The sequence below is a fragment of the Anatilimnocola floriformis genome (genome assembly GCF_024256385.1).
GTDB lineage: Bacteria > Planctomycetota > Planctomycetia > Pirellulales > Pirellulaceae > Anatilimnocola > Anatilimnocola floriformis.
The window spans coordinates 3,925,212-3,940,230 of the sequence record NZ_JAMLFW010000001.1; the positions used below are offsets into that span (position 1 = coordinate 3,925,212).

Below are 15,019 nucleotides of genomic sequence, written 5' to 3' on the forward strand. Positions count from 1 at the left end.
ATGAAGCGCATTCTCGATATCGGCAACTGCTCTCACGACTTTGGTCTCATCAGCGGCATGCTGCGAAAGCAGTTTGCCGCCGAGGTCGTGCAGTGCCATGGGCCGGATGATTCGCTCGATGCGCTCCGCCATGGCCAGTTCGATTTGGTCCTGGTCAATCGTCAGCTCGATCAGGATTACAGCAGCGGCCTCGATATCATTCAGACGATCAAGGCCGATCCACAGTTGTCTTCGATTCCCGTGATGATGGTAACCAACTACGCCGAGCATCAGGCTCAAGCAGTCGCTTCCGGCGCACTTCCCGGCTTCGGAAAGCGCGAACTGTATACCGATCAAACGCAACAGCGACTTGGCGCGGTTCTCTCGTAAGAGTTCGTTTTTAGAATCGCGATACGAGCCCGGCCCCCGCGAAGAGATCCACCGCGGCGGCGCTCACTCCCTTGCCGATCCGCACATCGAGTTGCAAATTGTTCGACACGCTATAGGTCAGCCCGGCATCGAGATAATGTTCGGTGCGGGCCGTGTCGGCGCCGGCGGGTGAGAAGACAAACCACTCGGTATACATGCCGAGTTTCTCGGCCAGCGAATAGCCGATCGTCCACGACTGGGCAAACTCGGTGTACTCGTTGCCGGTCGTTGGATCCACCGACAAATTCAGCTGCGTGCTACCGGCCGTCGTCAGGAAGTCGTTGATCTCCCAGCCGTAGAGCCAGTTCACGCCGGGCAACACGCGGTTCGCGCTGAACGCGCTTCCCAGCGGCACGCTCATTTGCGGCATGAGTGCCATCTCGGGCAGAATGCCTTGCTGTGGCGTGAGTCCGAGCTTGAGGCCGACGTACAGATCGTCGAAGCCCGACGTTTGTATTCCCACGCCGCCGGTTCGCAATTGTTCACGACCGAAGTTCCAAGCAATCCGCAGTTCCAACCAATCGGCAAGCACGCCGATTCGCAGCAGCATCTCGGGCAACGAATGGCCATCGAAACTCGTCGCGCCATCGTTGTCGTGAAAGTACGTGTAACCCATTTCGAGCTGACACACGCCGCGGCCCACCGTGCACGAAGCCTCGGTGAAGTCGGGCCGATCGCTGGCCAGCGGTTCGTCCCAACCGGGCGGCCCGCCAATCTGCTCGGCGCTAGAATTCCAGAGCATCAGCGTCTTGCGCTCGTTCGCCTCTTCGGCGTCTTGAATGAAACGCACCGCGCTGAGGTCGATCGACGACTCGGCTGCTTCTTCGAGCGAAATCACTCGTCCGCGCGATCGCGCGATTGCTGGCAGTGACAACGTGAGCACGCAAAGCAGGGATAGACTCGCGGCGGGCAGGATTCTCAACATGGGAACAGACCTCAGGTTCGCAACGTTAGTTTCATTGCCTTACTTCGGAGCAATGTGGAACGCCAAACTATTAATTTCAGGCCTGCGAATCTGTTTTTTTGACGACTCTAAAAAGCTAGCGCCAGCTGCTATCGGCACCCCGACACTCGGGGCGATCTTTGCTACGATGGACTCATGTTTACTGGCCTCGTGGAAGAATTGGGAACCATCACCGCCGTCGTGCCGCAGGGGGCCGCCGTGGAGCTTTCGCTCCGCGCGCCGCTCGTGGCCAGCGATGCCGCGCTGGGCGACAGCATCGCGGTCAACGGTTGTTGCCTGACAGTGGTTCGCCGTGACAACGATCTGCTGACGTTCGAAGCCGGCAGCGAAACGCTCTCGCGCACCAACCTCGGCAAGTTGCAGCCCGGCAGCCGCGTGAACCTCGAGCGCTCGCTGAAAGTCGGCGATCGCCTCGGTGGCCACTACGTCAGCGGACACATCGACGGCCTCGGCGCACTCGATGTTCGCCGTGAAGAAGGCCCGTGGGCTTTCCTCTGGTTTCGTTTGCCGCGCGAACTTTCGCGGCAACTAGCGGCCAAGGCTTCGATCGCCGTCGACGGCGTGAGCCTGACGCTGGTCGAAGTCACCAACGACAGCTTCAGCGTCGCCCTAATCCCTCACACGCTCGCGGTCACCACGCTCGGCGCACTCAAGCCGGGCGATGCCGTGAATCTCGAAACCGATCTCCTCGCCAAATACGTGCAACGACAGCTGGAATTCCTGAAATCCTAAATTCCTGATTCCAAATCCCTGTCTCCCTTCTGCGTTCTGCCTTTTCACTTCTGCATTTCCCCCATGCCTTCCACTCGTCAAACCGTTACTTATCTGCAGCGCCGCTTTCAAGAAGCGGGGATCCGGCCCGAGGTGCGGCATGGCCAGAACTTTTTGATCGATCTCAACCTGCTCGACCTGCTGCTCGAAACAGCCGCTCCGACCGAGAACGACGTGATGCTCGAGATCGGCACCGGCATGGGTTCGCTCACGTCGATGCTCGCCGATCATGCGGCCCACGTGGTGACCGTCGAGATCGATGCCCGCATGCATCAACTGGCCTCGGAAGAGCTCGAAAACTACGGCAACATCACGCTGCTGCAGCAAGACGCGCTGCGAAACAAAAACCATCTCGCTGACAGCGTGCTCGATGAAGTTCGCAAGCACATCACGCCCGGCCGGCAATTCAAACTGGCGGCGAACTTGCCTTACAACGTAGCCACGCCGATTCTTTCGAACTTGCTCATGGTCGAGCCGACGCCGGTGTCGTTGACTGCGACGATTCAAAAAGAACTCGCCGATCGCATGGTTGCGCCGCCGGGTGTGAAAGACTACAGCGCGCTGAGCGTGTGGATGCAATCGCTCTGCGATCTGCAGATCACCCGCATCCTGCCGCCGCAAGTCTTCTGGCCGCGGCCCAAGGTTCACTCGGCCATCGTGCACATCGTGCCGAACGCCGCCAAGCGCGCGCTCATTCCCGACCTCGAGTTCTTCCACACGTTTGTCCGCGGCTTGTTCCTGCATCGCCGCAAGTTTCTCCGCAGCGGGCTGGTCGCCGCGCAGCAGGAACATCTCGACAAGCCTGCCGTCGACGAAGTCCTCGCGCCGTTTGCGTTCCCGGTCGATGTCCGTGCGGAACAGTTGCCGCTCGAAACCATCCAGCAACTGAGCGAAGCCTTCCGCCAACGCAGGGCTTCTTAACTCGCAGATTCTGCCGAGCGACGAAGGCTGTAGATGCTGACCGCGACTTCCTTGAACGTCGCATCTTTCTCGAAGCGTAGGCCTGTTTTTTCCGCGACTCGAATCGAAGCCACGTTACGCGGGTCGATGATTGCAATCAGCCGCGACAAGCCGAGCGAATTGAAGGCATACTCGCGCACGGCGGCCGCCGCTTCGGTCGCATAGCCGCATCCCCACTTGTCCCTTGCCAGGCGAAAACCAATTTCGGTCTCGGGCTGTCCCGCGATATCGTCGAAGCGACTCAAGCCGCAGTAGCCGATCGTCTGCTGCGACTCACGCTCGACCACGGCCCATAAACCAAAGCCCCACTTGGCGTGGTAATTTTCCAGGCAGCCGCGCAGCCAGGTGCGGACCCATTCCGGCGTCTGCGGACCACGGCCGTAGCGCATCACTTCGGCATCGCCAAACACGCGGTCCATCGCCTCGCCATCGACGATGTGAAATTGCCGCAGCCGAAGACGTTCTGTTTCCGCAATGATCATGCGCCAGATTGTACCACTCGGTCCAACCTACGCGTCTTCGTCGCTCACGGCACCTTCGGCAGGCAGATCGGTATCGCGAAAGCGATAGCCCACGCCGCGGACGGTTTCGATAACGTCAGCATGGTCGCCCAGTTTGCGGCGGAGGGCGCGGATATGGACGTCGATGGTCCGTTCCATCACCATCGTGTCTTCGCCGAGGGCGGCGTCGATCAATTCGGTCCGGTCAAAGACCCGGCCGGGCTGACGGATGAGGGTATCGAGCAGCCGAAATTCGCTGCGGGTCAGCGGCAACGGCTGATCGTCGATCGAGGCTTGATGGCGACGGCGATTCACCGTCACGCCTTGGCGCTTGGTGATTTCGTCTGGCACTCCTTCGCCGGAACGACGACGGCGAAGCGCCTTGATCCGCTCGAGCAACACCTTCACGCTGAAGGGTTTCGTCACGTAATCGTCGGCCCCGAGCGAGAAGCCGATCAATTCGTCCGACTCTTCGGCTTTCGCCGTGAGCATGACGATCAGCATTTCGCGAGTTGCGGCGTCGGCTCGCAGACGGCGGCAAACATCCAAGCCGTCGATCACCGGCAACATCAAATCGAGCAGCACGATGTCGGGCGTTTTTAGCTGGGCCTGCAACAATCCATCCTGGCCGTCGCTGGCGGCGAGCACTTCATAGCCCGCTTGTTTAAGGTTGTAGCAAACGACTTCGCTGAGGGAGCGGTCGTCTTCAATGACGAGGATCTTCGTTTTGGCCATACGTGCGCGTTACTCGTTGCGTGTAATCCGTCGACTAATTCGTCAGGACGGAGAATCATCCAGATTGAGGTGCCGGTGGCGGACGATTTCACCTTCGACGAGGTAAATCACGTCCTCGGCAATATTGGTTGCGTGATCGGCAATTCGCTCGATGTGGCGAACGCCGGAAAAACAATGCAGAGCGGCCGGCACGAGGTCGGCCTGCTTTTGCATGCGGGTTTGCAGCTCGTCGATGATTTCGGAGTTGTACTGATCGACTTGCTGATCCATGGCCAGAATGCGGCGGGCAGCGGCAGCGTCGAGATTCACAAACGAATCCATCGCGCCGCGCACCATTTGCGTGGCCAGCACAATCATCTTGCCGAGGCGATCGGGCACAACGAAGGCCGGATGCTCGGAAATGGCCCGAGCGCGGTTGGCGATACTCACGGCCAGGTCAGCCATGCGTTCGAGATCGGCATTCACCTTCAGCACGGTGGCAATCCGTCGCAAGTCGACGGCCACAGGCTGGTGCAGCGCGAGCATCTTGAGGCATTCCTCTTCCAGATGCACTTCGCTCGAATCGACGATGTCGTCGGAGCTGATTACCTTCTCGGCCAGGTCGTAGCGACGTTCGCTGAGGGCTTGGGTGGCCCGGTCGATCATTTCCTCAACCATCGACGAAATGGTGAGGAGCCGATTGATGAGACCGTCGATATCGCGCTGCAGATGTTTGCTCATTGTTCATCCCGGCTCAACTGTGAGCCGTAAGAGAGTCTGACGTACGGCGAGAGGTAATCTGTGAAGATAGAATGAAGATCTGATGAAGCACAGCCCCCCGCGAAAGTGGCTATTTGCATCCTTTAAGCGGCCCCAAGACAAGGCAAAAGTTGGTACAATTGTCCGTTTGGTTTTCTCTGCCAGCACGACGCAAGCATTTTCGACTTTATCTTCAGCACTCTCCTATGCGCATCGATCACTCTGCCAGCACCATCGACCGGCCTCACTTTGCGGTGGTCGAAGACCTGACGAATTCCGGCACGATTGTGTGTGAGCCGGCCTGTCCGCCACCACCCGCCGACGACGTCGCGAACTGGGAAGCCGAAATCGGTGTCCTGAACGACGACCTGGTGATGGCCGACGAAGAAGAATCGGTCGACGACTTCGATGAGGAAGATTTCGACGATGAGTTTGATGACGACTTCGAAGAAGAGCTCGAAGACGAATACGACCTCGCCGACCTCGAGGAAGTGAGCGACGACGACCTCGCCGCCGACGATGCCGAGCTGCCGATTGGTGGCGATTTCGTCGACGAAGACGAAGAAGCCGAGGAACCGGCGTTGCCCGAAGATCCTGACGCTCCAGCCGCGGAAGAAGAAGAAAAGCCCAAAAAGGGAAAAGGCAAAGCCGCCAAGGGCAAGGGGAAGAAATCGAAGGACGAAGATGATGAAGATGACGATGAAGATCTCGATTTCGATGATGAGTAAGTTGTAGGACGGACGATTGGTCCGTCTCCGTTGCACATCCAAATTGGCACATCGCAGGACGGAGTTTACTCCGTCCTCCTTTTTATTCCGGAGTTGCTTTCAGCAATGTTTCAGCCAGTGCCGGCCAGCGCGCCGTTTCCGCGGATGGAAGAAGAAGTCCTCGCGTTCTGGAAGGAACACACCATCTATGAGCAGTCGCTCAACCGGCGGCGCGGCGGTAAGAAGTTCGTCTTCTTCGAAGGCCCGCCCACGGCCAACGGCCTGCCTCATCCCGGGCACTGCTTGACCCGCGCGATCAAGGATCTATTCCCGCGCTATCGCACCATGCGCGGTTACTTCTGCGAACGCAAAGCCGGCTGGGACACGCACGGTCTGCCAGTCGAAGTCGAGGTCTGCAAGGAACTCGGCATCCACTCGAAAGAGGAAATCGAAAACTACGGCATCGAGCCGTTCATCCATCGCTGCCAGGAAAGCGTCTGGCGGTACATGCAAGAATGGGAACGCCTGACCGAACGCCTCGGCTTTTGGGTGAATCTCAAAGAAGCGTACGTCACCTATCACCAATCGTTCGTCGAAAGCGTGTGGTGGTCGCTGAAGAATCTGTTCGATCGCGGATTGCTTTACCAAGGCCACAAGATTGTGTGGTGGTGGGCTCAGGGTGGCACGGCGCTGTCGAGCGGTGAAGTTGGACAGGGTTATCGCGAAGTTGCTGATCCCAGCGTGTATGTGCTGTTTCCGTTGCTCGATGATGCGGGCAAAAAAACCGATACGTCGCTGCTCGTCTGGACGACGACGCCTTGGACGTTACCCAGCAATCAGTTTGCGGCCGTTCATCCGGAGCTGGATTACGCGACCGTGCTCGATGCCCAAACCGGCACGCGCTTCATCATGGCTCAAGCGCTCATGGAAACGATCGCTGGGAAACTCAAACGCGAACTGACCGTTGAAAAAACTTGCAAGGGAAGCGAACTCCTCGGCAAGCGATATCTGCCGCCGTATGACTGCTATTACAAGACACAAGGGAACCAAACCGGCACGCTGAAGAGCGGTCCAAAGGAAGCCATCTCTTGGCGCGTCGTGGCCGCCGATTTCGTGACTACCGACAGCGGCTCGGGAGTTGTGCATCAAGCGCCAGCCTTCGGTGAAGTCGACTTTGATGTTCTCGTTGCCGAGAAAGCACGCTTTGTCGACGAAGAAGGCCCCCATCTCATCTGCGCGGTTGGCCCGGATGGCAAATTCACCAAGGAGTGTCCAGAGTACGAAGGCCGCTGGGTCAAAGATTGCGATAAGGACATCCAGCGCGAATTGAAGGCCAAGGGTGTGCTCTTTCACCAAGAGCAATACATCCACGACTATCCGTTCTGCTGGCGAGCGTCCGAAGATCCGCTCATCCAGTATCCACGCAAGAGCTGGTTCGTGCGGACGACCCAGTTCAAGGATGAGATGCTGGCCAACAATTCGAAAATCAACTGGCTCCCCGAGCACATCAAGGATGGCCGGTTTGGCAATTTTCTTGAATCGAACGTCGACTGGGCGCTGTCACGCGAGCGCTACTGGGGCACGCCGCTGCCGATCTGGGTTTGTCAGCAAACCGGCCAGATGGAAGCCGTCGGCAGTTACGAAGAACTGCTGAAAAAGCCCGGCGTGAAGGGAACCGACGTTTGGGACAAAGCGAAAGCGGCGAACCCGAAATTGCCGGACGATCTGAAGGTCCACAAACCCTACATCGACGAGATCACCTACGACTCGCCATACGCCAAGGGCGCGCACATGCGCCGCGTCGGCGAAGTGATCGACTGCTGGTACGACAGCGGCGCCATGCCGTTTGCGCAGTGGGGCTATCCGCACCAGAACGCCGACAAGTTCTCCGATCAGTTCCCAGCTGACTTTATCAGCGAGGCGCTCGATCAAACGCGTGGTTGGTTTTATTCGCAGCTCGCCATCAGCACGCTGATGTTTGGGAAGGGTGCGGGAGGCGAGGGACGAGAGACGGGAGAAAAACCTTATCCGCATCCGTTCAAGAATTGCATCGTGCTCGGTCTGATGTTGTCGGAGTGGTGGGAAAGTCCCGACAACAGCAAAGAGATCTATTTGGTCGAAGCCGAAGGGCGGGCGAAGTACGGCGAGAAGCTCATCCGCAAAGTCGGCAAGATGTCGAAGTCGCTGCGCAACTATCGCAGCCCGCAGTACATCTTCGATACCTTCGGTGCCGATGCGCTGCGTTGGTACTTCTTTGCCAATCAGGCTCCTTGGAGCTCGATCCTTTACAGCGAACGCGCGATCAAAGACACGATCCCGGAGTTCCTGCTGCGACTTTGGAACTGCTACAGCTTCTTCGTCATCTATTCCAACATTGATGGATTCGACCCGGGCGAGCGCGTTGCTGGCGGTCAGGAATTGCAACTCAACGCAGCCGATCTCGCCAAGGGGAAGGGCTATCGCCCCATCGCTGAGCGCGGCGAACTCGACCGCTGGGTGATCAGCGAACTCAATCGCACGCTGACAACCGTCGTCGAGCGGATGGATGCTTACGACAACTTCGAAGCCTGCAAGCAGATCAACGCGTTTGTCGACGGCTTGTCAAATTGGTACGTTCGTCGCAGCCGCGATCGCTTCTGGGCGAGCGACAAGCAATCGCAAGAGAAGCTCGACGCTTACTGGACCCTCTACGAATGCCTCGTGACGACGGCGAAGATCATCGCCCCATTCACGCCGTTCCTCGCCGAGACGCTGTGGCAAAATCTGGCCGGCGTATTCGGCGATCGCGCGCTGAAGAGCGTGCATCTCACCGACTATCCGCAGGCCAACGAAAAAGTCGTCGATGAAACGCTCTCCGCGCGGATGCAACTCCTCCGCGAGATCGCCTCACTCGGCCGCAGCGCGCGAATGGACAACAAACTGAAAGTCCGTCAACCGCTGGCCAAGGTCGAAGTGATTCTCTCGGCGAAAACGCATCAAGCCTGGCTGCAACAGCACGATGCGTTGCTACGCGACGAGCTGAACGTGAAGCAAGTCGACTACGCCGAAGATGCGACGAAGTACATCACGTACCAGATCCAGCCGAACTTCAAACGCCTCGGCCCGCGCATCGGCAAGCTGTTGCCGGAATGCAAAAAGGTCCTCGGCGCTGCGGACGGTGGGCAGTTGCTCGCGCAGATGCAAGCGCAGGGAACCGTCGACCTTGCCATCGGCGGCGAAACGATCAAGCTTGACGGCGAAGACTTGCAAGTTCGCTTGCAAGCCAAACCAGGTTGGGCAGCTGCTCAAGGTCGTGGCGTGGTCGTGGTGCTTTCGACCGAAATCACTCCGGAACTCGTCCGCGAAGGTTTTGCCAACGACCTGGTGCGGGCGATTCAAGATCAGCGGAAGGATTTGCAACTCGATTACACCGACCGCATTGTGATTGGAATCGTGGCGGAGGATGCTGATGTTGCCGGCGCAATCAAGGAACATCAAGCGTTCATCGCGGGCGAGACCTTGGCTGACTCCATTTCATTTGAACCGTTTGCAGGCGCGACCGAAATCGTCATCGACCTCGGCAGTGGTAAAGTCCGGTTGTGGGTACGAAAGAATTAGAGGACTTATGAATCGGTTCTTCATTTCGTCGTTATGGCTCGCATCGGCCGTGGCGCTGCTGGTCGGCTGCGGAAATGGCGAAGCGAAACGTATCAACGATCTGAAACAGACCGGGCTCGCCTGGCACATCTATCACGAACAGCACAATATCGGTCCTAATAATTGGACCGAGCTCATTGCCTCGGCCAAAGACCATAACATGGACCCCGTGCACATCGAACGCGTGCGCGATGCCGGTTATGAACTGACGTGGGGCCTGAAATTCTCGGAAGCCAAAGCGGGCGCTTCCAATACAGTCCTTGGCAAGCCGCCCGGCAATTCCGGGCCGAAGTTGATGCTCGACGGCAGCGTACGCAAGTAGCTACTGACCACGTTGTGCGCTCCGTCGCTCTTTTCGCAAAACGATTTCCCGGCCAAATCCGTCATAACGTACAGTTACAGCAGGCGGGCGATCTATTCTTTGGGCGGAGCGTTTTATGCGGCTATCTCGCAATTTCTTAAGTACTGCCCTGGCAATCACTTGCGGCGTTTCGGCCGTGTTCTCGAGTGGCTTGGCTTATGGGCAGGAAAAAGACAAAGATGCCAAGGACGGGCAAATTCCCGTCAAGCGGATCGTCATGTTCAGCTCGGGTGTGGCCTTCTACGAGCGCAACGGCGACGTGCAGGGCGACACGGCGATCGACCTCAAGTTCAACACGCGCGACATCAACGACTTGCTGAAAAGCATGGTCCTGCAGGATGATGGCGGCGGCCGGATCTCGACGATTTCTTACGGCTCGAAGGATCCGATCACTCGCGCACTGCGGACATTTTCGATCGACCTCACGAGCAATCCCACGCTCGCCGATCTGCTGGTGCAGGTCCGCGGCGAAAAAATCGAAATCGATTCCCCCTCGGCGCTGACCGGCACCATTGTCGGCATTGAGAAACGAACCAAACCCGTCGGCGAAAATAAATCGGTCGAGGTCACCTACCTCAACCTGCTCACCGATGATGGTCTGCGCAGCGTGGCCCTCGATAGCGTCGGCCGCATCAAGCTGAGCAATCCCAAGCTCGATGCCGAACTGCGACAAGCTTTGATGGTGCTCGCGATGGGGAACACCAAGGACAAGAAGAGCGTCACGCTCAACTTCACCGGCGCCGGCAAACGGCCCGTGAAGGTCGGCTACATCCAAGAGTCGCCGATCTGGAAGACCAGCTATCGGCTCGTCCTCAGCGATGAAAAGCCGCTGCTGCAAGGCTGGGCCATCGTCGAAAACACGACCGAGGAAGATTGGCAGAACGTCAATCTGACGCTCATCAGCGGCCGGCCGATTTCGTTCGTGATGGATCTCTATCAGCCGCTGTATGTCGATCGTCCGGAAGTAAAGCCTGAGTTGTATTCGTCGCTCCGGCCGCGTACTTACGATCAAGATCTCGCCTCGGCCGATCGTGACTTTGGTCGGGCCGCGGATGAAGCCACGAATTTGAAGCGACTCGCCGATGGGCGTGGCGAAGGTGAACGACTCAGCCGAGCAAACGCGCCGGCCGGTCCAGGGGGCTTTGCCGCGAACGGCGCTCGTATGCGAGGTACGGCGGAACAAGCGGGCAGCGAACGGCAGATGGATATGAAGCGAGTTGCCGCCAGCGTTGAGTCAGCCGCGCAGGCCAGCGATGTCGGCGAAATGTTTCAATACAAGATCGCCACCCCGGTGACCGTCGCCCGGCAGAAGAGCGCGATGCTGCCGATCGTCAATGAATCGGTCGCTGCCGACAAGATTTCAATCTACAACCCAGGCGTGCATGCCAAGCATCCGCTCAACGGATTGAAGTTCACCAACAGCACCGACCTGCACCTGATGCAGGGGCCGATCACGGTCTTCGACGACGGCTCGTATGCGGGCGACGCCCAGATTCAGGACCTGCCGCCGAAATCGGAACGGATCATCAGCTATGCGATGGATCTCGATACCGAAGTCGCGCCGACCTCGTCGGGCGATCCCGAGCAACTCGTCAGCGTAAAGATCGTCAAAGGGACGATACACGCCACGCGCAAGTACGGCCGCAAACAAAGCTACGTGGTGAAGAACAGCGGCAAGAAAGAAAAGAACGTTCTGATTGAATACGCGCTCGATACCAACTGGACATTGATCGAGCCGAAAGAAGCCACGGAAAAGACCCGCGATCAATACCGGTTCGCCGTGAAAGCGCAGCCGGGCAAGCCTGCGAATCTCGACGTCAAGGAAGAGCGAACCGCGACGCAGCAGTTCTATGTCAACAACCTCGACGACGGCTCGATCCAGTACTACATCAATGCCAAGGTCGTGAGCGACAAGGTCAAGCAGGGCCTGGCCGAAGTGATCAAAAAGAAAGCCGCTCTTGGTCAACTGACCGTCAAGCGGGCCGAACTCGAGCGCCAGGTGCAGGTGATTTTCGAAGAGCAAAATCGCGTCCGCCAGAACATGACGCAGCTGCCGAAGGACTCCGACCTCTTCCGCCGTTACGTCACGAAGTTCAACGAGCAAGAAGACAAAGTCGAACAACTCCGCGAGCAAATCAAGACTGCCCTCGCTGATGAACAAGCTGGTCGGCAGGCGCTCGATAAGTTCATCCAGGAGTTGGATCTGAGCTAGTCATCGCGCACTCCGCGCTGTCATCGACATAAGCCCCCGCAAGTTTCTGCTAAACTGCGGGGATGAATTGCACCCAGGAAGACATTCTCGAATCGACTGCCGATCACATTCGCAATCTGCTGGCCGGCGATAGCTCCGGCCATGACTGGCATCACATCGAGCGGGTTTGGAAAACGGCTGTCACCATCGGTCGCGGTGAATCGGCCGATCTGTTCGTCGTGCAACTCGCCGCGCTGCTACATGACATCGCCGATTGGAAGTTTCACGGCGGCGACGAAGAAGCCGGGCCGCGAGCGGCTCGCGCTTGGATGGACCGCTTCGGCATCGATGAGCCGACGATCGAACACGTGTGCGACATCATCGCTTCGCTCTCCTTCAAGGGCGCTGGCGTCGCCACACCGATGTGCACCATCGAAGGCCAATGCGTACAAGACGCCGATCGGCTCGATGCCATCGGCGCAGTCGGCATCGGCCGAGCCTTTGCCTACGGCGGCCACAAAGGCCGCGCGATGTACGACCCCGCGGTGCCACCCACGCCGCACGATTCGTTCGGCGCTTACAAAAAAAATGCCGGGCCGACCCTGAACCATTTCTATGAAAAGCTGCTCTTGCTCAAGGACCGCATGAACACGTCGGTCGGCCGGCAGTTGGCCGCGGAGCGTCATCGGTTCATGGAGCAATTCTTGGAACAGTTCCTCGCGGAGTGGAATGGCCAGCGCTGAAAACGATGTAGCTGAATTCGCCAGAATTCAGATAGTCACCGCCCAACTGATGGCTCTGAATTCTGGCGAATTCAGCTACTTTGCAAATACATATGAGCCAACGGAAACGAAAAATACGCACGGAGTTTCGCAAGAACCATCAAGGCCGAGTCCGCCGCGGCGACTTGACGCGCGACTTTCAGCAGGAAAATCTTTCCGAAGATCACATCAAGGATGAGCGAGTCAGCGGCAAGGGTGAACTTTCGCGCAGACGCACCGTTGTCGGGCAGGACGCCGATGCTGCCACGGGCGGCTTTGCCGTGCAGCCCGATGCCGATCACGCAGCGCGTCTGGGCCGAGTGCTGAGCGTGCACGGCCTGGTGAGTATCGTGCAAGCACCAGACGGCCGGCTGTTTCAATGTTCGACGCGCGGCGTGCTGAAGAGCCTGAGCACCGACCTGCGTCACGTAGTCATCGCCGGCGATCAGGTGATCTTCACGCCCGGCAGTGGCGACGAAGGGGTGATCGAACGGATCGAGGCGAGGCGAAGCATCGTCAGCCGCACCAGCCGCAATCGTCAGCATGCAATCGTCGCCAATGTTGATCAGCTGCTGATCGTCTCGAGTGCTGCCGAACCCGGCCTCAAGCCGAACCTGATCGACCGCCTGCTGGTCGAAGCCGAGCGAATGCAAATTCAGCCAGTCATTTGCATCAACAAGGTCGACCTCATCGACCCTGCCGACCTGCAGCCGCTGGCCGGCGTCTTCGGCCAAATGGGTTACGAAGTCTTGTTGATTTCCGCCAAGCTGGGCATCGGCATCGATCGCTTGCGGCGACTCGTCAAAGGCAAGGAAAGCGTCGTCGCCGGTCAAAGCGGCGTCGGCAAAAGTTCGATTCTCAATGCCATCGAGCCTGGCCTCGAACTTAAAGTCGGCCGCGTGAGTGCCGAGAACGAAAAGGGGCGTCACACGACCACCGTCGCCAAACTCATCCCGCTCGAAGCCGGCGGCTACGTGGTCGATACGCCTGGCATTCGGCAGTTTCAACTTTGGGACGTCGTCCCTGAAGAGGTCGCCGGTTTTTATCGCGACATTCGCCCCTACGTCAGCCACTGCCGCTTTGCCAATTGCACCCATCAACACGAAGCCGACTGCGCCGTGAAAGACGCCGTCGCCGATGGCAAGCTCGACGTGCGTCGGTATGAGAGCTACTGTCATTTGTTCGCAGGCGATGAGGCGTAGGCGGCAAACATCCCCAGTTTAACTTGACGCTCTTCTTTCCAATCGCCATAAACCCGCGTTGGTTTCTCATCGACCTGGGGCCGATTGCTCGTGTTGAATCTTGTCTTCCGCTTTCGCTGCGATTTGCTGGCCGCACTGTGCTGCGCACTTTTCTGCTGTGCCGCGGCGCCGCTGGCAGTTGCGCAGTTGCCGCCGCCCGCTAGCGAAGCAGAGCTATTGCCGCCGGTCGCCGAACCGCTGACGAGCGAAGAATTGCCCGGCACGATTCCGCTCGATGTGGTTGAGGATCCGATCGTCCCTTCGCTGTCGGAAGCACAACTGCTCGCCATGCAGCCTGCGCCGTTCGGTTACAACCTGCGCGACAACGACACCAGCTGGCTGATGGGCGGCCGCGATAAATTCGGCATGTTCAGCTTGGAGAATCATCCGATCCTGCCGCAGGACAAAACCTCGGGTCTGGTCGCCGGCGTCAACATTCACTGGCTGAGCGGCCCGGTGCAAACCGATATGCCGCCGCGATTGTTCGATTTTCAAATCGGCTGGCAAAAGCGCAAATGGGTCACCGATTCCTTTGGCTACGATGTTGCCGCGCGAGTCGGCGCGTTCAGCGATTTCGAAGGAAGTGCCCGCGAGGGGGTGCGGTTTCCAAGTCATGCGGTTGGTTATTATCGCTGGGACTCGCAAATCGACTTCGTCTTCGGCGTCGACTATCTCAATCGCGACGACATTCAGATTCTGCCTGTCGCCGGTGTGATTCTCACGCCGCGCGACGATCTGCGACTGGAGCTTGTCTTTCCACACCCGCGCGTCGAACTGCGCGTGAGTCCGCAGCGCGCGATCTACCTGGCCGGTGAACTCGGCGGCGGCACGTGGGCCATCGAGCGCGCAAACAACGCCGCCGATGTCGTCACCTATCGCGATTTGCGGCTGCTCTTCGGCATTTCGGAACGTACGGAAAAGGGTGGCGAAACCGGCATCGAGATTGGCTACGTCTTCGATCGCGATCTGAGTTACCGCTCCGGCAACGGCGACTATGCTCCAGGGAGCACGTTGCTGATTCGTTTGACGGAGCGGTATTAGACGAC

Annotated in this window: 14 protein-coding genes; 10 read left to right on the forward strand and 4 right to left on the reverse strand. The window is 58.5% G+C overall.

Going from position 1 to position 15,019, the window contains the following annotated elements; all coding sequences use genetic code 11:
- Nucleotides 1-369 (forward strand): response regulator, encoded by a 369-nt coding sequence (locus M9Q49_RS15100; RefSeq protein WP_254509603.1) that lies wholly within the window; start codon nt 1-3, stop codon nt 367-369.
- A 10-nt stretch (nt 370-379) separates the two neighbouring features.
- Here M9Q49_RS15100 and M9Q49_RS15105 read toward each other — a convergent pair whose 3' ends face one another.
- Entirely contained in the window at nt 380-1,333 is a 954-nt protein-coding gene (locus M9Q49_RS15105; RefSeq protein WP_254509605.1) for a transporter, read from the reverse strand.
- Between the two features lie 174 nt (nt 1,334-1,507).
- Here M9Q49_RS15105 and M9Q49_RS15110 point away from each other — a divergent pair, with 174 nt between their 5' ends.
- Both M9Q49_RS15110 and rsmA read left to right on the forward strand, forming a co-directional pair.
- Nucleotides 1,508-2,104, forward strand: coding sequence for a riboflavin synthase (locus tag M9Q49_RS15110; RefSeq protein WP_254509607.1), 597 nt, complete (start codon nt 1,508-1,510; stop codon nt 2,102-2,104).
- Nucleotides 2,105-2,167: 63 nt separating this feature from the next.
- A complete protein-coding gene (gene rsmA, locus M9Q49_RS15115) occupies nt 2,168-3,064 on the forward strand; it encodes a 16S rRNA (adenine(1518)-N(6)/adenine(1519)-N(6))-dimethyltransferase RsmA (protein ID WP_254509609.1) in 897 nt (298 codons plus the stop codon).
- Here the strand turns inward: rsmA and M9Q49_RS15120 are convergent.
- From M9Q49_RS15120 to phoU, 3 genes are read right to left on the reverse strand one after another with little or no spacing between them, the layout of a single operon-like run.
- A complete protein-coding gene (locus tag M9Q49_RS15120; protein ID WP_254509611.1) occupies nt 3,061-3,585 on the reverse strand; it encodes a GNAT family N-acetyltransferase in 525 nt (174 codons plus the stop codon). The genes rsmA and M9Q49_RS15120 overlap by 4 nt on opposite strands.
- Before the next feature lie 27 nt (nt 3,586-3,612).
- Nucleotides 3,613-4,338: a response regulator gene (locus M9Q49_RS15125; protein ID WP_254509612.1), complete on the reverse strand. Its 726-nt coding sequence runs from the start codon at nt 4,336-4,338 to the stop codon at nt 3,613-3,615.
- A 42-nt stretch (nt 4,339-4,380) separates the two neighbouring features.
- Nucleotides 4,381-5,058 carry a phosphate signaling complex protein PhoU gene (phoU, locus tag M9Q49_RS15130; protein ID WP_254509614.1) on the reverse strand — a complete coding sequence of 226 codons (678 nt, stop codon included), beginning with the start codon at nt 5,056-5,058 and terminating at the stop codon, nt 4,381-4,383.
- 224 nt (nt 5,059-5,282) lie between these two features.
- Between phoU and M9Q49_RS15135 the strand changes: the two genes are divergently transcribed.
- The 7 genes from M9Q49_RS15135 to M9Q49_RS15165 all read left to right on the forward strand — a co-directional run bounded on the left by M9Q49_RS15135 (nt 5,283) and on the right by M9Q49_RS15165 (nt 15,014).
- Entirely contained in the window at nt 5,283-5,804 is a 522-nt protein-coding gene (locus M9Q49_RS15135; RefSeq protein ID WP_254509616.1) for a hypothetical protein, read from the forward strand.
- 105 nt (nt 5,805-5,909) lie between these two features.
- The gene (gene ileS, locus M9Q49_RS15140) at nt 5,910-9,380 is read left to right on the forward strand and encodes an isoleucine--tRNA ligase (protein ID WP_254509617.1); all 3,471 of its coding nucleotides are present in this window, start codon (nt 5,910-5,912) and stop codon (nt 9,378-9,380) included.
- A gap of 7 nt (nt 9,381-9,387) precedes the next feature.
- Nucleotides 9,388-9,741 (forward strand): hypothetical protein, encoded by a 354-nt coding sequence (locus M9Q49_RS15145; protein WP_254509618.1) that lies wholly within the window; start codon nt 9,388-9,390, stop codon nt 9,739-9,741.
- A gap of 115 nt (nt 9,742-9,856) precedes the next feature.
- On the forward strand, nt 9,857-11,992 hold the full coding sequence (locus M9Q49_RS15150) for a hypothetical protein (RefSeq protein ID WP_254509619.1): 2,136 nt from the start codon (nt 9,857-9,859) through the stop codon (nt 11,990-11,992).
- Between the two features lie 62 nt (nt 11,993-12,054).
- Nucleotides 12,055-12,714: an HD domain-containing protein gene (locus M9Q49_RS15155; RefSeq protein WP_254509620.1), complete on the forward strand. Its 660-nt coding sequence runs from the start codon at nt 12,055-12,057 to the stop codon at nt 12,712-12,714.
- Between the two features lie 92 nt (nt 12,715-12,806).
- Nucleotides 12,807-13,934, forward strand: a complete 1,128-nt coding sequence (gene rsgA / locus M9Q49_RS15160; RefSeq protein WP_254509621.1) for a ribosome small subunit-dependent GTPase A — start codon at nt 12,807-12,809, stop codon at nt 13,932-13,934.
- Nucleotides 13,935-14,024: 90 nt separating this feature from the next.
- Nucleotides 14,025-15,014: a hypothetical protein gene (locus M9Q49_RS15165; RefSeq protein ID WP_254509623.1), complete on the forward strand. Its 990-nt coding sequence runs from the start codon at nt 14,025-14,027 to the stop codon at nt 15,012-15,014.
- Nucleotides 15,015-15,019 lie beyond the last annotated feature (5 nt).